Consider the following 19,059-nt stretch of genomic DNA (forward strand, 5'->3'; position numbering starts at 1 on the left):
GATCGTGGACATCATCGGGGTGATCGACGGCATCGCCTTCCAGACCAATATCCTGGCCCTGAATGCCGCCGTGGAAGCGGCCCGCGCCGGCGAACAGGGTCGCGGCTTCGCGGTCGTCGCCACCGAGGTGCGCAACCTGGCCCAGCGCAGCGCGGCCGCCGCCAAGGAAGTCAAGCAACTGATCGACGCCTCGGTCAACAACGTCGAAGCCGGGACCCGCCTGGTGGAACGTGCCGGCGAGACCATGGAACAGATCGTGGCCAGCGTGCAGCAGGTGACCGATGTGATGGGCGAGATTTCCACCGCCAGCCATGAGCAGAGCGTGGGCATCGAGGAAGTCAACAAGGCCATTGCCCTGATGGATCAGGTGACCCAGCACAATGCCGCGCTGGTGGAACAGGCCAGCGCCGCCGTGGCCACGCTGCAGGAGCAGGCGGTGAACCTGAATCAGGCGGTGGGCGTATTCCAGCTGGAAGCACCGGACGCGCTGATGCCGGCACCGGTGGCGGGGGTGTCCGCGGCAAGGACAGCGCAAACCGCACCGCTGTTGCGTACCGTACAGGTCCCGCTGCAAGTGGCCCCGGCACTGCCGATGGAAAAACTGGCGGCCTGATGCTCAAGTGAAGTGATCTGGTGATCAGGGGGCCTCGATCCGGGGCCACCTGCTCTTCCCCCGCGAGTGGGCAGGCGCTGCTGGCGCTCCCCCATCCGCACCGCCCTCCCCCTCACAACTCCTCCAGGAAATCCTCCACGAACGCGCGCATGCGTGCCTGCCGTGCGCTGGCCATGGCCGCTCCGCTGGCGGTCTGGAAGCCCTCCTGCAAGCGCAACAGCTTGGCCGGGAAATGGTCCAGCGCGAAGCGACGATCCTCCAGTACCCGCCCGTGCGCCTGTGGGTCCAATGGTTCATAGAGCGCCGACCCCATCCGCCCTGCCACATAGAAACAACGTGCCACGCCAATGGCGCCGATGGCGTCCAGCCGGTCGGCATCCTGCACGATCTTCGCCTCCAGCGATTGCGGCGTGATCTGCGCGGAGTAGCTGTGAGCCTGTACCGCATGGGCTACGCGGTCGGCGTCTTGCGCGGTCCATCCGAGCGCGTCGAGGATTTCCCGCGCACGTTGCGCCGAGAGCGTCGAGGCCTGGGTGCGCAGGGGCGAATCCTTTTCCACCCGCACGCAGTCATGCAAGAGCACGGCGGCCAGCAGGATGCGCAGGTCACCGCCCTCCTCCTGCTGGAGGCGGCGTGCATTGTTCCAGACCCGCAGCAGATGCGAGAGATCATGCGAACCGTCACCGGCGTCGTCGAGGACATGGGGCAACAACGATAGGGCCAACTGCTCCTGTGGCAGGAAGGCGACGGCGGCTTGAGAGAGATTCATGGCTGCAACAGATGAATGGATGGCAATTCATCAGTATCGCCGATCAGGGAACTTCAGGCCCTGGCCACCATTCCGATTTTCCGACAAGTGTTTTTGACTTGTCCGATACACCCAGGCCCCACGCCTATGAGATGATGCGGCTTCCATGGCTTCCAGCCTGTCGCGGGCCAGCCCCGGATCACGATAGCGGCCCTGCTGCCGCAACGATCCGCCAGCCACGCATGAAGCCGCGCCGCAGGCCAACCTGGCCTGTCCTGCGCCCGCCGCATCGGCGTCGCCCGCCGCCCCCTTTTTGGAGTTTGTTGCATGTTCAGCTGGTTCGAAAAACTGGTCCGTCCCTACCCGGAAACCCATCCCCTGCCGCCGCCGCGCGGCTTCATGCGTTTCATCTGGTTCTGTACCCGGGGCGTGCGCCCCTACATCGCCGCCATGACGCTGATGACGGCCATCATCGGTGTCTTCGAGGCACTGCTGTTTGCGGCGCTGGGCCGTATCGTCGATTGGCTGTCCAAGATCGAGCCGGCGCGCCTGTGGGTGCAGGAGGGACATACGCTGCTGTGGTTGCTGCTGATCCTGGCGGCCAGTCCGCTGCTGATCGCACTGCAGACCATGTTCAAGCACCAGACCCTGGCCGGCAACTTCCCCATGCTGCTGCGCTGGAATTTCCATCGCCTCATGCTGAACCAGAGCATGAGCTTCTACCAGAATGAATTTGCCGGACGGGTCGCCACCAAGGTCATGCAAAGCGCGCTGGCGGTGCGTGACTTCTGCATGATCGTGGGCGACATCCTGGTCTTCATCACCATCTATTTCGCGACCCTGATCGGCGTGGTCGGCAGCTTCGACATGTGGATGCTGGCGCCCTTCTTCGTCTGGCTGGCGACCTTTGCGGTGGCACTGCGCTACTTCGTGCCACGCCTGTCGGCGGTGGCGCGCAACCAGGCCGATGCGCGTTCGCTGATGACCGGTCGCATCACGGACGCCTACACCAACATCGCCACCGTCAAGCTGTTCTCGCATGCCGGCCGCGAGGCTGATTACGCCCGCAGCGCGATGCGCGAATTCCTGACCACGGTGCATCGCCAGATGCGGCTGGTCTCGGGTTTCGAGGTGGTCAACCACATCCTGAACATGATCCTCATCATCGGGGCCGGCGGGGTCTCGCTGTACCTGTGGACCCAGGGCAAGGTGGGCATCGGTGCGGTGGCCGCCAGCACCGCCATGGCGCTGCGCCTGAACGGCATCGCCCACTGGGTGATGTGGGAAATGTCGGCCCTGTTCGAGCACGTCGGTACGGTGCAGGACGGTATCAATACGCTGGCGCTGGCGCATGACGTCAAGGATGCGCCGGATGCCAAGCCCTTGAAGGTGGCGCAGGGCGAACTGCGCTTCGAAGGCGTGAGCTTCAGCTATGGTGGCGCGGCGCCGCGTCCGGTGGTGGACCGCCTGGACCTGGTGATCAAACCCGGCGAAAAGATCGGCCTGGTCGGCCGCTCCGGTGCCGGCAAGTCGACCATCGTCAACCTGCTGCTGCGGTTCTACGATATCGAGGGTGGCCGCATCACCATCGATGGCCAGGACATCGCCCACGTCACCCAGGACAGCCTGCGCGCGCAGATCGGCATGGTCACCCAGGACACCTCCCTGCTGCACCGTTCGGTGCGCGAGAACGTAATCTATGGCCGCCCCGATGCCAGCGATGCCGAGATGGTCCACGCCGCCGAACAGGCCGAGGCGCATGATTTCATCGGCACCCTGGCCGACGCCAAGGGCCGCACCGGCTACGACGCCCATGTCGGCGAGCGCGGCGTGAAGCTCTCCGGCGGCCAGCGCCAACGCATCGCGATTGCCCGCGTGATGCTCAAGGACGCACCCATCCTGCTGCTGGACGAGGCCACCAGCGCGCTGGATTCGGAAGTGGAAGCGGCCATCCAGACCAGCCTGTACAAGCTGATGGAAGGCAAGACCGTGGTCGCCATCGCGCACCGCCTGTCCACCATCGCGGCCATGGATCGCCTGATCGTGCTGGACCAGGGGCGCATCGTGGAGCAAGGCACGCACAGCCAGCTGCTGGCGGCCAACGGCTTGTATGCACGGCTGTGGGCGCACCAGAGCGGTGGCTTCCTGGGTGAAGAGGAAGACGAAGCAGCAGCGGCCTGATGCCGTCACTGTATAAATGATTTATATCATTTATGCAAAGCCGGCCCGGAAATGAAAATGGGCACACTCTGTTGGGTGTGCCCATTTTTCTTTGCCTGACGAAGATCCGCATGATCTTCCATGGCGGTTCCCATCTCATACCGTTCGGGCTGAGTAGCGGCAACGCCGCGTATCGAAGGCGCGCCGTCGGCGTTCATTTCAACAGGCTGGGGAGCGCCTTCGATACGGCCCCACAGGGCCTACTCAGTCCGAACGGAAGTCCGACTGATGGGAGACCTATCGCCCTTTCCGCAGACCCTTACTGCAGATTGAACGAAGCCGTCTTCACCTCCTTGGAATCCAGGCCCACCTGCACCTGGAATTCGCCCGGCTCGGCCACGTATTCCAGCTTGGCGTTATAGAAGGACAGGGCCTTGCGGTCGATGCTGAAGCGCACCTGCTTTTCTTCTCCCGGCTGCAGCATCACCTTGCGGAAATCCTTCAACTCCTTGACCGGACGCACCACCGAGGCCGCCACGTCGCGGATGTACAGCTGCACCACCGTCGCTCCAGCGCGACGGCCGATGTTCTTCACGGTGACGCTGGCCTCCACCTTGCCATCGGCCTGCATGGTCGGCTGCGACAAACTCACCTCGGAGAGCTTGAACTCGGTATAGCTGAGGCCATAGCCGAAGGGATAGAGCGGGCCATTGGGCTCGTCGAAGTATTGCGAGGTGTAGTTGCCCGGCTTGCCCTCGGTGTAGGGACGACCGACGCGCGGATGGTTGTAGTAGCTCGGGATCTGCCCCACCGAACGTGGGAAGGTCAGCGGCAGCTTGCCGGAAGGATTGACGTCGCCGAACAGCACATCGGCAATCGCATTGCCCCCCTCGGTGCCGGTGTACCAGGTCTCCAGCACGGCCGCGGCGTTCTCGCGTGCCCAGTTCAGGTCCAGAGGGCGGCCATTCATCAAGACCAGCACCAGCGGCTTGCCGGTGGCCTTGAGCGCCTTGAGCAGATCTTGCTGGCTCTGCGGCAGCGACAGCGAAGTGCGGCTGGAGGATTCATGCGACATGCCACGCGACTCGCCCACGGCGGCCACGATGACATCGGCATTGCGCGCCGCCTTGACGGCTTCATCGATCATGGCCTTGGGGCTGCGCTTGTCCTGCACGACTTCCGGATCGTCCCAGTTCAGGAAGTTGAGGTAATCGACAATGTGCTTGTCGTCGGTGATGTTGGCGCCACGGGCATAGACCAGCCTGCCCTGCGTGCCCACTGCGGCCTGCAGGCCCTGGCGCACGGTGATGGTCTGCTTGTCGCGGCCGGCGGCCGACCAGCTCCCCAACATGTCGATGTGCGAATCGGCCAGCGGGCCGACCAGCGCGATGCGGGCATTCTTCTTCAGCGGCAGCGTGGCGTTGCGGTTTTCCAGCAGCACCATGGACTGCTGCGCCACTTCACGGGCAGCGGCGCGATGCAGGCGCGCATCGGCATAGACATCGGCCGGATCATCGGCCGCACGGCCGATGCGCACGAACGGGTCCTTGAACAGGCCCAGGTCGTACTTGGCGCCCAGGATGTCGCGCACGGCGTTGTCCAGTTCCTGCTGCGAGACCTTGCCCGAGCGCACCAGCTCCGGCAGTTGCTTGATATAGACCTGGTCGGCCATGCTCATGTCGGTGCCGGCCTTCATGGACAGGCGCGCCGCTTCGCTGTCGTTCTGCGCCACGCCGTGGTTGACCAGTTCGGTGATGGCGCCGTGGTCAGACACGGTCAGGCCCTTGAAGCCCCAATCGCGGCGCAGCAGGTCCTGCAGCAGCCAGGTGTTGGAGGTGGCCGGGGCGCCATTGATGGAATTGAGCGCCACCATCACCGCACCGGCGCCGGCATCGATGGCGGCGCGATACGGCGGCAGGTAGTCGTTGTACATGCGTTGCGGGTCCATGTTGACCACGTTGTAGTCGCGCCCGCCCTCCACCGCCCCATACAGCGCGAAGTGCTTGACGCTGGCCATGACGCGATTGGCGGCGATGGGCCGGGTCTCGCCCTGCAGTGCGCGCACTGAGACATCGGCGATGCGCGAGACCAGGTAGGGGTCTTCACCGAAACCTTCCGAGGTGCGGCCCCAGCGCGGGTCGCGGCTGATGTCCACCATCGGCGCGAAGGTCATGTCGATGCTGTCGGCCGCGGCTTCCTCGGCGGCCGTGCGCATGGCCTTGGCAATCAGATCCATGTCCCAGCTGGAGGCCAGGCCCAGTCCGATCGGGAAGGTGGTGCGGTGGCCGTGGATCACGTCGTAGGCGAAGAACATCGGGATCTTCAGCCGCGAGCGCATCGCGCCTTCCTGCAGCGGCCGGTTCTCGGCGCGGGTGACCGAATTGAAGGTGCCACCGACGCGGCCGGCGGCCAGTTCCTCGGCCAGCTTCTTGGCGGGCATTTCCGGGCCGATGCTGATCAGGCGCAACTGGCCGATCTTTTCTTCCAGCGTCATCTGACGCAGCAGATCGTCGATGAAGGCGGTCTTGTCGCCCAGCAAGGCGGGGTTGGCTTGCGCATGGGCCGCGGGGCCACTGAGGGCGGCACTACAGGCCAGCGCGCACAGGGTGATGGCCAAGGCCAGGCGGGGGCGGCGCACGGGCGCGGCTTGCCGCTCGGTAAGCTTGTGGGACACGGGTTTCCTCTCTTTTTCTAAACTTTGGCGGCGCGCTGCTCTCTACAAGGGGCAGCGGCCCGTCGAAGGCGGTCTGGCCGGCGGGATCAGTTATTGCTTGTCTTCTATGATGCTTAGCCGGCCGGACGGTTCGCTATATTATTCTGTTTTGATGCCTGTAGGACAGACAGGACCATGGCGGTGACCAGCCCGTTTGTGCTGGAATGCCGCCTCTTTGTGGAGAGATGCATTGATCAAACGTGGATTGAAATGGAGTTTCCTGCAGGGCATGGTGCTGACAGCTTCGCTGCTGGCGGCCTCGGTGCAGGCGCAGAGCAACCAGGGCTTCGACCTCAACCAGGCGGTGGCACGCGCCAGGGCGCTGGCTGACAAGCCTTACCAGAAACCGGCAAGCAATCTCTCGCCGACCTTTGCGGCGATGCAGTTCGCCGACTACATGAAGATCCAGCCTAAGAGCGAGAAGTTCGAATGGCGCGACCAGAAGACGCCCTTCAAGCTGGCCTTCTACCACCAGGGCATGCAGTTCAACGCGCCGGTGGCGATCCACGAGATCATCGATGGTCGCGTGCAGGACGTGGGCTACAGCACCGACCGCTTCAACTTCGGTGACCTGGCGCTGGCCAAGGACAGCACCGCGCACCTGGGCTATGCGGGCTTCCGGGTGGTCTATCCGCTCAACCGCGATGACAAGGAAGACGAGGTCATGAGCGTGCTGGGCGCGAGCTATTTCCGCGTGATCGGCAAGGGCCAGGTCTATGGCCTGTCGGCGCGCGGCCTGGCCATCGATACGGCCATGCTGAGCGGCGAGGAATTCCCGCACTTCACCGAATTCTGGATCCAGCGTCCAGCCCCGGGCGAGAAGCAGCTGACCTTCTATGCGCTGCTGGATTCGCCACGCGCCACCGGCGCCTACAAGTTCACGCTGACCCCGGGCCAGGATGCGCTGCTGGATGTGCAGGCCCGCGTGTTCCTGCGCAGCGAAGTGGGTCGCCTGGGCATTGCGCCGCTGACCAGCATGTTCCTGTTCGGCCCCAACCAGCAATCCTCGCGCCGCAACTTCCGCCCGGCCATCCATGACTCCAACGGTCTGGCGATCCATACCGGCAATGGCGAATGGCTGTGGCGTCCGCTCAACGATCCGCAGAACGTGGAAGTGAGTTCCTTCGAGGTGACCAATCCGCGTGGCTTCGGGCTGCTGCAGCGGGGCCGCGAGTTCTCGGCCTTCGAAGACCTGAAGGACCGCTACGACCTGCGTCCTTCGGCCTGGATCGAACCGCGTGGCGACTGGGGTCGTGGCGCGGTGCAACTGGTGGAAATCCCCACCGCTGACGAGACCAACGACAATATCGTGGCCTACTGGCTGCCGTCGCAATTGCCGGCCCGCGGCACGCCGGTGGCCTACGACTACCGCATCCACTGGACCATGGACGAGCCGGCCATCCTCAACAACGAGGTGGGTTGGGTCAAGCAGACCTTCCATACCGATGGTGAACTGACGCAGGCCAACCTGATCCGCGCCTTCGACGGCACCACGGCCCTGCTGGTGGACTTCACCGGCGGCCCGCTGGGCAAGCTGCCGGCCGGGACCCAGGTGCAGCCGCAGGTGAGCGTGTCCAACAATGGCGAGCTGATCGATGCGCAACTGCAGCCCAATCCGGCCATCAACGGCTGGCGCCTGACCTTGCGGGTGAAGATCCGCAACGTCGCACAGGCGGTGGAATTGCGGGCCGCGCTCACCGCCAACGGCAAGCCGCTGACCGAGACCTGGAGCTATCAGCTGCCGCCGCGTTCGGACGTGCAGCGGACCTTCTGATCCCGAGGTACAGAAACAGTAAATTATTTATATCAATAAGAATGGGCTGCAAGTGACATCACTTGCAGCCCATTTTTTTCGGCATCGCATCTTGCCTCGTGCCGTGCATCACATCAGGCGCAAACATGCGCAAGCTGGCGATCAGCTCTCCACCGATTCGCCGCGCAGGCGGGCGATGACGCCATCCAGGGCGTCGAGGTCGTTGAAGTTGATGATCAACTGCCCCTTGTTGCGGGCGCCGGTCTTGATGCTGACCTGGGTCGCCAGGAGGTCGGAGAGTTCTTCTTCCAGGCGGGCGATGTCACGCGACTTGTCGCGGGCTTCGCGTGGCTTGGCGGCCTGCTCGGCGGAGGCGCGGGTGACCAGCTTTTCGGCGTCGCGCACCGACATGCGCTTGGCCACGATCTGGTTGGCCAGCTGGATCTGGGTCGCCGAATCCACCGCCAGCAGCGCGCGGGCATGGCCCATGTCGATGTCGCCGGCCATGAGCATGGTCTGCACCGGCTTGGCCAGGTTCAGCAGGCGCAGCAGGTTCGACACTGCACTGCGCGAGCGGCCTACGGCCAGCGCTGCCTGCTCGTGGGTGAAGGCGAAATCGGTGATCAGGCGATGGATGCCCTGGGCTTCTTCCAGGGGATTGAGGTCCTCGCGCTGCATGTTTTCGATCAGCGCCATGGCGGCGGTGGTCTGGTCGTCCACATTCTTGACCAGCACCGGCACTTCGGTCAGGCCGGCGATCTTGGCAGCGCGGAAGCGGCGCTCGCCGGCGATGATCTCGTAGACGTCGCGGCCGTTCTTCTGGCCGATGGCGCGGATCAGGATGGGCTGCAGCAGGCCCTGTTCCTTGATGGAAGCGGCCAGCTCGTTGAGCGCGCCCTCGTCCATGCGGGTGCGCGGCTGGTACTTGCCGGCCTGCAGCTCGGTGACGGCCATCACGCTGGGCAGGCCGGCCTTGGCCGCTTGCGCCTGTGCTTCTTCGGTGATGTCGGAGGAGCCACCCAGGAGTGCGTCCAGTCCGCGTCCCAGTCCCTTGGATTTTTTCGGTAGAGTTGCCATGCGATTGCCTGATGAAAACGATGCCTGATTACAGCGTCTTGATGCGCTCGACCATTTCCGCGCCGAACGCGATATAGGCCTGCGCACCCTTGGAGGAAGGATCGAAGGTCACGCCCGGCAAGCCGTACGAAGGCGCTTCGGCCAGTCGCACATTGCGCGGGATGACGGTCTTGAAGACCTTGTCGCCGAAGTGCTGTTCCAGCTGGTCCGAGACCTGTTGCGACAGCGTCATGCGCGGGTCGAACATCACCCGCAGCAGACCGATCACCTTCAGTTCCGGGTTCAGCTTGGCATGCACCTTCTTGATGGTATTGACCAGGTCCGACAGGCCTTCGAGTGCGTAGTATTCGCACTGCATCGGGATGATCACGCCATGCGCCGAGCACAGGCCGTTCAGGGTCAGCATGGACAGTGCCGGCGGGCAGTCGATGAGGATGAAGTCGTAGTCTTCCGCCACCTCGGCGAAGGCAATCTTCAGGCGCGCCTCGCGCTGCTCCAGTTCGACCATCTCGACTTCGGCACCGGCCAGCTCACGATTGGCCGGCAGCACGTCGAAACCGCCCGCCTCCGAACGCTTGCGCACGCTGCGGATATCGGACATGCCCAGCAGCACTTCATAGATCGACGCTTCCAGCGTGGCCTTGTTGATGCCGGCACCCATGGTGGCATTGCCCTGGGGATCGAGGTCGGCCAGCAGCACGCGCTGGTTCAGCTGCGCCAGACCGGCGGCCAGGTTGACCGCGGTGGTGGTCTTGCCTACGCCACCTTTCTGGTTGGCGACACAAAATATTTTTGCCATATCTTTTTATGTGAGCGTTATTGCGTGGTCAACTTGATGCCGAAACCGATCAGGAAGACCCCGGCCGCACGCGAGGCCAGCTTGGCGACGGTGCGGTTGCGGGCCATGCGACGGGCGGCGGCATTGCCGACGAAGATCAGGAAACTGCCGTAGAACAAGGTGCAGGTACTGATCACGGCGCCCATCGTCAAGAAGGTGAGCGAGCCCTGTTGCGTGGCGGGGTCCAGGAACAGCGGGAAGAACGCCATGTAAAACACGATGGCTTTCGGATTGAACAAGGTCACCAGAAAGCCGCGCCGGAATTCTGCGGCGTTGGAAAAGGGTACGACTGTACCACCGCCCTCGCCTCTTGCAAACAAAAGACGCCCGCCGAGGTAGGCCAGGTAGGCCGCGCCCAGGTATTGCAGGCCGTGGAACAGCAAGGGGTTGGCATGCAGCAGCGCGGCCACGCCGGCCGCCGCCAGGAACATGAGCACGATGTCACCCAGCATGAGACCCGCCTGCGCCATGAAGCCACCCCGCAAGCCGCCCTTGGCCGCACAGGTCAGCACGCAGAAGGTACCGGGGCCGGGCAGCAGCAGGAACACCATGGTGGCGGCAATCAGTTGCCAGATATCGGTGATGCCGAGGGAATGAAAGATCGCCTGCATGGTGGGTCTCCTTGAATGTGAGCGGCCCGGGTTGCTGCCCGGGCCGCCGGCCTGATGTTAGGTGCCGTATTTACGGCTTGCTCTTGACCACCCGCGCGGTATCGAAACCCTGCTTGGTGGCGTTGTTGAGCGCGTTCTCGTATTGCTCGTCGCTGATGGTCGGCGTGCGCGAGAGAATCCACAGGTATTCGCGCGAGGGGCTGCCGACGGTGGCCAGCGTGTATTGCTCGTCCAGGTCCATGATCCAGTAGTCGCCCCAGACCATCGGTATCCACGACAGCCAGGCTGGCGCAAAGCGCACTTCCAGCTTGCTGTTGTTGCTGCCCGGGACCACCCGCGCCACGCCTTTGGCTTCATCGATGCCATCGGCGGTCTTACAGCGGTTGGTGACGTCGATCATGCCATCGTCACGGCCAGCATACTCGGCGCTGGTGCCGGAGATGCATTTTTTCTGGAAGCTGTTGGGAATCTTGGCGATTTCGTACCACTTGCCCGCATAGCGCTTCAGGTCCACGGAGGGCACGGTCTTGACTTCCTGGGCGCTGGCGGTGGCGATGACGCCATAGGCTGCCATCGAGACCATGGTGGCCACCAGGCCCTGTTTGAGTTTTTTCATCAGGTCGCTCTTTCCATGAAGATGAGATGCCGTTCGGCATCCAGGCCCGGCACCTGCAGGGGCTGCACTCGCTGCACCTTCCACCCCGCCGGCAACCGGTCGATTTCCTCTTGCGGCAGCACACCCTTGAGGGCGATGTACTTGCCACCTTGTTGCAGGAGGTGGTTCGACCATGTAACGAAGTCCTTCAGTTCCGCAAAGGCGCGCGACGTGATGACATCGTACTGTTGCTCGACTGGCAACTGCTCGACGCGGGCATGCAGGACCGTGACATTGCCCAGTTGCAATTCAGCCTTGACCTGGTTGAGGAAGGCGGTCTTCTTCTGGACCGTATCGACCAGGGTGATCTTCATCTGCGGCTCGGCCTCGGCGGCCCAGATCGCCAGCACGATGCCCGGCAGCCCACCGCCGGCACCGACGTCCAGCACGCGCTGCGCGCCGGCAAAGGCGGTCATGGCCGACAGCGAATCCAGCAGGTGGTGCGACACCATCTGGGCCGGGTCACGCAAGGCGGTCAGGTTGTAGACCTTGTTCCACTTCGCCAGCAGGGCCTGGTAGGCCATCAGCCTGGCGATCTGCGCCTCCGAGAGCGTGAGCCCGAGGGCCTGGGCCCCCTCCTTCAGGGTGCGGGTCAGTGAGGTCAGGTCTGCAGTGTTGCTCATCCGTGATGCCTTGTTATTGATCTGGGTCGGTAGTGCCGTGGGCGGTAATGTGAAGCCTTGCGCAGCCTCAGGCCGCCTGGTTGTCGCTGGCGGCCAACTGCTTCAGGCCGCCCTTCTTCAGATGCACCAGCAACAGCGACAGCGCCGCCGGGGTGACGCCGGAAATGCGCGAGGCCTGGCCCAGGGTTTCCGGACGGTGCTTGTTGAGCTTCTGGCGTACTTCGATGGACAGGGCCTTGACGTCCATGTAGTCCAGATCGGCGGGCAGCTTCAGGTTTTCGTTATGGTCCTGGCGGCTGATCTCGTTGGCCTGGCGGGCGATGTAGCCGGCGTACTTGACCTGGATCTCGACCTGCTCGCGCACCGGGCCATCTTCGATGCCGGGGCCGGCCAGAGGCTGACCTTCCGTACCGGTGAGGCTCATCAGGCTGTCGTAGTTGACATTGGGACGGCGCAGCAGGTCCAGCAGGTTGTATTCGCGCTCGATGGCCTTGCCCAGCACGCGCTCTGCTTCGGCGGCGGCGAGGATGCGCGGATTCACCCAGGTGGATTTGAGGCGTTCCATTTCACGTGAAACGGCTTCGCGCTTGCGTTCGAAGGCTTCCCACTGGGCATCGCCCACGCAACCCAGTTCGCGGCCGATTTCGGTCAGGCGCAGGTCGGCATTGTCTTCGCGCAGCGAGAGACGGTATTCGGCGCGGCTGGTGAACATGCGATACGGCTCCTGCACGCCCTGGGTGACCAGGTCGTCGACCAGCACGCCCAGGTAGGCTTCGTCGCGGCGCGGAGTCCAGGCATCCCGGCCCTGGGTCTGCAAGGCGGCGTTGATGCCGGCCAGCATGCCCTGGGCGGCGGCTTCTTCGTAACCGGTGGTGCCATTGATCTGGCCGGCGAAGAACAGGCCCTGCACCTGGCGGGTCTCCAGTGAGGACTTCAGCCCACGCGGGTCGTAGTAATCGTATTCGATGGCGTAGCCAGGGCGCAGGATGTGGGCGTTTTCCATGCCCCTCATCGAGCGCACCAGTTCCAACTGCACGTCGAACGGCAGGCTAGTGGAGATGCCATTGGGGTAGAACTCGTGGGTGGTAAGGCCCTCGGGTTCCAGATAGATCTGGTGCGAATCCTTGCTGGCAAAGCGATGGATCTTGTCTTCGATGGAGGGGCAGTAACGCGGGCCCACGCCTTCGATGACGCCGGTGTACATGGGGCTGCGATCCAGGCCGCCACGGATGATGTCGTGGGTACGGCTATTGGTATGGGTGATCCAGCACGGCATCTGGCGCGGATGCATGGCGGCGTTGCCCATGACGGAGAACACCGGTACCGGATCGAGATCGCCCGGTTGTTCTTCCAGGATGGCCAGGTTGATGCTGCGGCCATCGATACGCGGCGGCGTGCCGGTTTTCAAACGGCCTTGCGGCAGCTTCAATTCCTTCAATCGGGCGGAAAGCGAGACGGCAGGCGGATCACCGGCGCGACCGCCGGAATAATTGTTCAGTCCTACGTGAATTTTCCCGTCGAGGAAGGTACCCGCGGTCAATACCACTGCGTGGCCCGCGAAACGGATACCGGCCTGGGTCACGGCGCCGACGACGCGGTCACCTTCCAGCATCAGGTCATCCACTGCCTGCTGGAACAGCCACAGGTTGGGCTGGTTCTCCAGGCGGGAGCGGATCGCTGCCTTGTACAGGATGCGGTCAGCCTGGGCGCGGGTGGCGCGCACGGCCGGCCCCTTGGAGGAGTTCAGGATGCGGAACTGGATGCCTGCCTCGTCAGTGGCAATGGCCATCGCCCCACCCATGGCATCGACTTCCTTGACCAGGTGGCCCTTGCCGATCCCGCCGATGGAGGGATTGCAGGACATCTGGCCCAGGGTCTCGATGTTGTGCGTCAGGAGCAGGGTTTTCTGGCCCATGCGTGCTGCGGCCAGTGCAGCTTCGGTGCCGGCGTGACCGCCGCCAACGACAATGACGTCAAATTGTGTGGGGAATAGCATGATGCGGGCCTCGTGGTGAGGTGAGAACAGAGGCGAGATTATAAGACCTTTTATCCGGGCGGGTCGGCAGGCAGGTCCCTGGCTGTTGGTTTACCGCACTTCCCTGCCCTGTCGGACGCTATCGGCGATGACTTCCGATAGGTATAGCTGATCAATGAAACATCATCGCTACTGTTTCACGTGGAACATCGGGAGGATGTCTTTGTGCTTAGGTGGAGTACAACGAGCAAATAAAAACGGAGCCTTCGGCTCCGTCTCCAACTTCATTCATGCTGTTTCACGTGAAACATCAAACATGTTTTCTAACGAAGAAACGCGTCGTACCCGGACTTCAGGATCAACGCCCCGACCACGATCAGGAACAACTTACGCACAAACACGCTGCCGTGTTTCATCGCCAGTCGGGTACCGACCAGTGAGCCTCCAATATTGAATACTGCCATCAACAGGCCCAGCTGCCAGATCACATGACCGCTATACCCGAACCAGCACAAGGCTGCGAGATTGGTCGCGATATTAACGAACTTCGAGACCGCCGAGGCCGACAGGAAGTCATAGCTGAACACTCGTACGAACAGGAAGACCAGGAAGCTTCCTGTACCCGGACCGAACACACCGTCGTAGAAGCCGACCGCAGCACCGATCAGGGCTGCATAGATCATCTCCCTGCTCCCGCTCAGCGTGGGCGCATGGGTCGTACCGAAATCCTTCTTCTTCAGCGTGTACAGCGCCACCGCGATCAATACAAAGGGCAGGGCCTTGCGGATCAGATCGGTCGGGATATGGGTGACCACATAGGCGCCGAAGAAAGAGAACGCAAACGCCGCCATGGCCGCCGGGGTGACGGTACTCCAGCGCACAGCCACCTTGCGCGCGAAATTGACGGCAGCCGCACTGGTCCCCATGACGCCGGCCACCTTGTTGGTACCCAGCAGCGTGGCCGGTGCGGTATTGGGAAAGACCGAGAACAAGGTCGGCACCAGCACCAGCCCTCCTCCACCCACCACCGCATCGATCAGACCGGCAACAAACGCGGCGCCACACAGGATGACGTAATCAAGCATGCCCTACCTCCATGACGAAACGGACCGGGCCGGCATGAGGTGATGTGGACAAGGAAAAAGATGGGGCCGATGGCAGTGACGCAAGGCTGTGCATAAGATAAGGCGCGGATTGGTAAGCTGGATAATCGGAGAACGGGAAAACGGGAATGGCGGACACCTGGCGCCGACCGCCCTCCGACCAGCCCACATTCTACCGCCCCGGCTCCACCGGCATCAGCAACAGATAACGCCTGCATATTGCTGTTCCGGAACATGAACGATCTGTTATGCCTGGCACAGGACGACCAAAAGCCTGTGGACAAAAAATTACCGCCGGGAAATCACCTGATCGGTGACTTGCCGGCGGCAAGCGGATCACCCTGGGGGTGCCCCGCGCTCTGTCGAAGATGGGCTAGTGCGAGCTCTTGGCCGGCCCTTTCCCGATCAGCGCCTGGATTTCCCCGACGATGCCCTTGCGGAAGGCCAGCACACAGACGATGAAGATGAAGCCGGTCACGATGGTCACCGAGTCACCCAGCGTATTGAACCAGTCGATATTGGTGGCGCTGGCCAGCCAGGTACCGATATCACCCAGCTTGTTCTCCAGCATGATGATGATGACCGCACCGACGATGGGACCAAGGATGGTGCCCAGACCGCCGACCAGCGTCATCAGCACCACCAGGCCGGACATGCTCCAGTGCACGTCAGTCAGGGTCTCGAAGCCCAGCACCAGCGTCTTGGTGGCACCAGCCAGGCCCGCCAGGCCAGCCGACAGCACGAAGGCCAGCAGCTTGTAGCGCGCCACATCATAGCCCAGCGAGATGGCCCGGGGCTCGTTCTCCTTGATCGCCTTCAACACCTGGCCGAAGGGCGAATGGATGGTGCGCACGATCAGGGCAAAGCCCGCCACCGCGATGGCCAGCACCACGTAGTACAGGGTCATGTCGCTTTCCAGGCTCAGGAAGCCCAGCAGCTTGCCACGCGGCACGCCCTGCAAGCCATCCTCGCCGCCGGTGAACGGCATCTGCAAGGCGACGAAGAACAGCATCTGCGCCAGCGCCAGGGTGATCATGGTGAAGTAGATGCCTTGCCGGCGGATCGCCAGCAGACCCATCACCAGGCCGATCAGGGCGCCCACCAGGGTGCCGATGATCAAACCCAGCTCGGTTGGCAATCCCCATACCTTCAGCGCCTGGCCGCACATGTAGCCGGCCCAGCCGAAGAAGGCGGCGTGACCGAAGGACAGCAGGCCGGTGTAGCCGATCAGCAGGTTGAAGGCGCAGGCGAAGAGTGCGAAGCACAGCATCTTCATCAGGAACACCGGGTAGATGCCGAACGGTGCAGCCAACAACAATATTAGTAAAACAGCAATTCCGATTTTCTTGTTCATGCCGGTCTCCGATTATTTCTCTTTGCCGAACAGGCCGGCCGGACGGACCATCAGGACGATGGCCATGATGATGAAGACCACGGTGGCCGACAGCTCGGGGTAGAACACCCGGGTCAGGCCCTCGACCAGGCCGAGCATCAGCCCGGTCAGGATGGAGCCGAGGATGGAGCCCATGCCCCCGATGACCACCACCGCAAACACCGTGATGATGAGGTTGGAGCCCATCAGCGGCGAGACCTGGATCACCGGTGCGGCCAGCACGCCGGCAAAGGCCGCCAGCGCCACGCCGAAGCCGTAGGTCAGGGTCACCATCAGCGGCACGTTGATGCCGAAGGCTTCCACCAGCTTGGGGTTCTCGGTACCGGCGCGCAGGTAGGCACCCAGGCGGGTCTTTTCGATCACGAACCAGGTGGCGAAACAGACGATCAGGGACGCCACCACGACCCAGGCGCGGTAGTTCGGCAGCACCATGAAGCCGAGGTTGGTAGCGCCCTGCAGCAGGTCAGGCACCGAATACGGCTGGCCGGAGACGCCATAGATGGAGCGGAAGATGCCCTCGATCATCAGCGTGATACCGAAGGTCAGCAGCAGCCCGTAGAGGTGGTCCAGCTTGTAGAGCCAGCGCAGCATGGTCTTCTCGATGACGATGCCGAATGCGCCCACCAGGATCGGTGCCACGATAAGCATGACCCAGTAGTTCAGGCCGAGATAGGACAGGCCCATCCACGCCAGGAAAGCGCCCAGCATGTACAGCGTGCCGTGCGCGAAGTTGATCACGTTGAGCAAGCCGAAGATCACCGCCAGGCCCAGCGAGAGCATGGCGTAGAAGGAGCCGTTGACCAGTCCCAGCAGGAGCTGGCTCAACAGGGCTTGCAGGGGTATGCCGAATAGTTCCATAAAAACCCGTTCATCCAGATGGGTGAAAATCACCATCGCCCGGCGCCTTACAGCAAAAATCTGCCATCCCCGCGTGAACAGAAATGACAGATTTTGCTGGGCTGTGCGATGGCCTTACTGCTTGTTGCGCGCTGCTCGGTGCGTCCTGCTTACTTCCAGGCCGCGCACTTGGATTCAGCCTTGGTGGTCCAGGCCTGCTCGGCAGGAATGGTCTGCACCAGCTTGTAGTAGTCCCACGGATACTTCGATTCCGACTGGGCCTTGACCTGGTACAGGTACATGTCGTGCATCACGCGGCCGTCGGCGCGCAGGTAGCCGTTCTTCTGGTACATGTCGTTGAACTTGGCCTTGCGCAGGGCAGCCATGACCTTGTCCGAATCGTCGGTACCGATTTCCTTGACCACCTTCAGGTATTGCAGGGCGGCCGAGTAGTCGGCGGCTTGCAGGGACGACGGCATTTTCTTGCGCACGGCGAAGTAGCGCTTGGCGAAGGCACGGGTCTCTTCGTTGGCATCCCAGTACCAGCTGTCGGTCAGGTACAGGCCTTCGGTGTTCTTCAGGGTCAGCGAGTGCACGTCGTTGATGAACACCAGCAGACCGGCCAGCTTGGCGGTCTTGGTGATGCCGAACTCGTTGGCGGCCTTCACCGAGTTGATGAAGTCGCCACCGGCGTTGGCCAGGCCGATGATCTGGGCCTTGGAGCTCTGCGCCTGCAGCAGGAAGGAGGAGAAGTCGGACGCGCCCAGCGGGTGCTTGACCGAACCCACCACGGTGCCACCAGATGCCTTCACGACGTTGGCCGTGTCGGATTCCAGGGAGTGGCCGAAGGCGTAGTCAGCGGTCAGGAAGAACCAGCTCTTGCCGCCCTGCTTCACCACTGCCGAACCGGTACCCTTGGCCAGGGCCACGGTGTCGTAGGCGTAGTGCACGGTATAGGGCGAGCACTCTTCATTGGTCAGACGGGCCGAACCGGCGCCGATCTGCATGTAGACCTTCTTCTTCTCGGCCGCTACCTTGGCGCTGGCCAGGGCGGTACCGGAGTTGGTACCGCCGATGAGCATGTCCACGCCCTGCTGGTCGAACCATTCACGGGCCTTGCTGGCGGCCACGTCAGCCTTGTTCTGGTGGTCGGCCACCAGCAGTTCGATCTTCTTGCCGTTGATCGCGCCGCCCATGTCGGCGATCGCCATCTTGATGGCTTCTGCGCCACCCTGGCCGTCGATGTCCGAATACACGCCCGAGATATCGGTGATGAAACCGATCTTGATCACGTCGCCCGAAATCTGGGCCGAAGCCGGTGCCGTCGCGAATGCTGCCGCTGCTGCGGTGATCGCCAGTGCCATTGCCTTAAGTTTCATATTCATCTCCTCTGTTATGAAGCCCGCGTGTGGTGTTGAAGCGAGACAACTTGGTGGAACGGGGAAAGGATCGCTCACCCCGCTGACGTACTTGTTTGGCAGTACTTCTTGTTCTGGTGATGCAGGTGCTACGGAAAAAATCAGGAAGGCGGCGCAGCCGTGGCGCCGCGCACGTGAGCGCGGATCGGGATCAGACGCCCAGCAGTTCGTTCAGGGTCTGCATCTTCGCTTCCAGCTGCGAAGACTCGAAGGACTCGACGATCTGGCCATGTTCCATGACATAGAAGCGATCGGCCAGGGGCGCGGCGAAGCGGAAGTTCTGCTCGACCATCACGATGGTGTAGCCCTTGGCCTTCAGGGTCGTGATCATGCGCGCCAGTGCCTGCACGATGACCGGTGCCAGGCCCTCGGAAATCTCGTCGAGCAGCAGCAGACGGGCGCCGGTGCGCAGGATGCGGGCCACCGCCAGCATCTGCTGTTCGCCACCGGACAGACGCGTGCCCTGGCTGTTGCGACGTTCCTTCAGGTTGGGGAACATGTCGTAGATCTCTTCGATCGACATGCCCTTCTCGGTCTTGGAG

At 62.8% G+C, this 19,059-nt stretch carries 16 protein-coding genes; 3 read left to right on the plus strand and 13 right to left on the minus strand.

Translation table 11 applies throughout. From position 1 onward, the window contains the following. Positions 1-613: methyl-accepting chemotaxis protein (locus VE092_RS15965; protein ID WP_324878391.1), on the plus strand; the 613-nt coding region annotated here is incomplete at its 5' end. A gap of 112 nt (positions 614-725) precedes the next feature. Here VE092_RS15965 and VE092_RS15970 read toward each other — a convergent pair. Next, positions 726-1,382, minus strand: coding sequence for an HD domain-containing protein (locus VE092_RS15970; protein ID WP_324878393.1), 657 nt, complete (start codon positions 1,380-1,382; stop codon positions 726-728). 306 nt (positions 1,383-1,688) lie between these two features. Between VE092_RS15970 and VE092_RS15975 the strand changes: the two genes are divergently transcribed. Continuing rightward, complete coding sequence (locus VE092_RS15975; RefSeq protein ID WP_324878395.1) at positions 1,689-3,542, plus strand: ABC transporter ATP-binding protein; 1,854 nt, start codon at positions 1,689-1,691, stop codon at positions 3,540-3,542. A 298-nt stretch (positions 3,543-3,840) separates the two neighbouring features. On the opposite strand, the gene bglX is transcribed toward VE092_RS15975, so the two are convergent. Beyond that, on the minus strand, positions 3,841-6,195 hold the full coding sequence (gene bglX / locus VE092_RS15980; protein ID WP_324878397.1) for a beta-glucosidase BglX: 2,355 nt from the start codon (positions 6,193-6,195) through the stop codon (positions 3,841-3,843). Between the two features lie 268 nt (positions 6,196-6,463). Between bglX and VE092_RS15985 the strand changes: the two genes are divergently transcribed. Further along, entirely contained in the window at positions 6,464-8,008 is a 1,545-nt protein-coding gene (locus VE092_RS15985) for a glucan biosynthesis protein G (RefSeq protein WP_324878416.1), read from the plus strand. A gap of 141 nt (positions 8,009-8,149) precedes the next feature. Here the strand turns inward: VE092_RS15985 and VE092_RS15990 are convergent, their stop codons facing one another. The 11 genes from VE092_RS15990 to VE092_RS16040 form a co-directional block, all read right to left on the minus strand. Then, entirely contained in the window at positions 8,150-9,064 is a 915-nt protein-coding gene (locus tag VE092_RS15990; protein ID WP_006463426.1) for a ParB/RepB/Spo0J family partition protein, read from the minus strand. A gap of 28 nt (positions 9,065-9,092) precedes the next feature. Next, positions 9,093-9,863 (minus strand): ParA family protein, encoded by a 771-nt coding sequence (locus VE092_RS15995; protein ID WP_006463427.1) that lies wholly within the window; start codon positions 9,861-9,863, stop codon positions 9,093-9,095. Positions 9,864-9,880: 17 nt separating this feature from the next. Continuing rightward, positions 9,881-10,513, minus strand: a complete 633-nt coding sequence (leuE, locus tag VE092_RS16000) for a leucine efflux protein LeuE (RefSeq protein WP_324878401.1) — start codon at positions 10,511-10,513, stop codon at positions 9,881-9,883. A gap of 70 nt (positions 10,514-10,583) precedes the next feature. Next, positions 10,584-11,129 (minus strand): lipocalin family protein, encoded by a 546-nt coding sequence (locus tag VE092_RS16005; RefSeq protein ID WP_324878403.1) that lies wholly within the window; start codon positions 11,127-11,129, stop codon positions 10,584-10,586. After that, a complete protein-coding gene (gene rsmG / locus VE092_RS16010) occupies positions 11,129-11,791 on the minus strand; it encodes a 16S rRNA (guanine(527)-N(7))-methyltransferase RsmG (protein ID WP_324878405.1) in 663 nt (220 codons plus the stop codon). The genes VE092_RS16005 and rsmG overlap by 1 nt, the downstream gene beginning before the upstream one ends. Before the next feature lie 67 nt (positions 11,792-11,858). Next, the gene (mnmG, locus tag VE092_RS16015) at positions 11,859-13,787 is read right to left on the minus strand and encodes a tRNA uridine-5-carboxymethylaminomethyl(34) synthesis enzyme MnmG (RefSeq protein ID WP_324878407.1); all 1,929 of its coding nucleotides are present in this window, start codon (positions 13,785-13,787) and stop codon (positions 11,859-11,861) included. Positions 13,788-14,089: 302 nt separating this feature from the next. Beyond that, positions 14,090-14,851 carry a sulfite exporter TauE/SafE family protein gene (locus tag VE092_RS16020; protein ID WP_324878409.1) on the minus strand — a complete coding sequence of 254 codons (762 nt, stop codon included), beginning with the start codon at positions 14,849-14,851 and terminating at the stop codon, positions 14,090-14,092. Positions 14,852-15,242: 391 nt separating this feature from the next. After that, a complete protein-coding gene (locus tag VE092_RS16025; protein WP_324878411.1) occupies positions 15,243-16,223 on the minus strand; it encodes a branched-chain amino acid ABC transporter permease in 981 nt (326 codons plus the stop codon). Between the two features lie 12 nt (positions 16,224-16,235). Further along, complete coding sequence (locus tag VE092_RS16030; RefSeq protein WP_006463434.1) at positions 16,236-17,120, minus strand: branched-chain amino acid ABC transporter permease; 885 nt, start codon at positions 17,118-17,120, stop codon at positions 16,236-16,238. Between the two features lie 149 nt (positions 17,121-17,269). Next, entirely contained in the window at positions 17,270-18,478 is a 1,209-nt protein-coding gene (locus VE092_RS16035; RefSeq protein ID WP_324878412.1) for an ABC transporter substrate-binding protein, read from the minus strand. Between the two features lie 190 nt (positions 18,479-18,668). Then, positions 18,669-19,059: ATP-binding cassette domain-containing protein (locus VE092_RS16040; protein ID WP_324878414.1), on the minus strand; the 391-nt coding region annotated here is incomplete at its 5' end.

This window comes from Herbaspirillum sp., from assembly GCF_035644555.1.
Classification (GTDB): Bacteria; Pseudomonadota; Gammaproteobacteria; order Burkholderiales; family Burkholderiaceae_D; genus Herbaspirillum.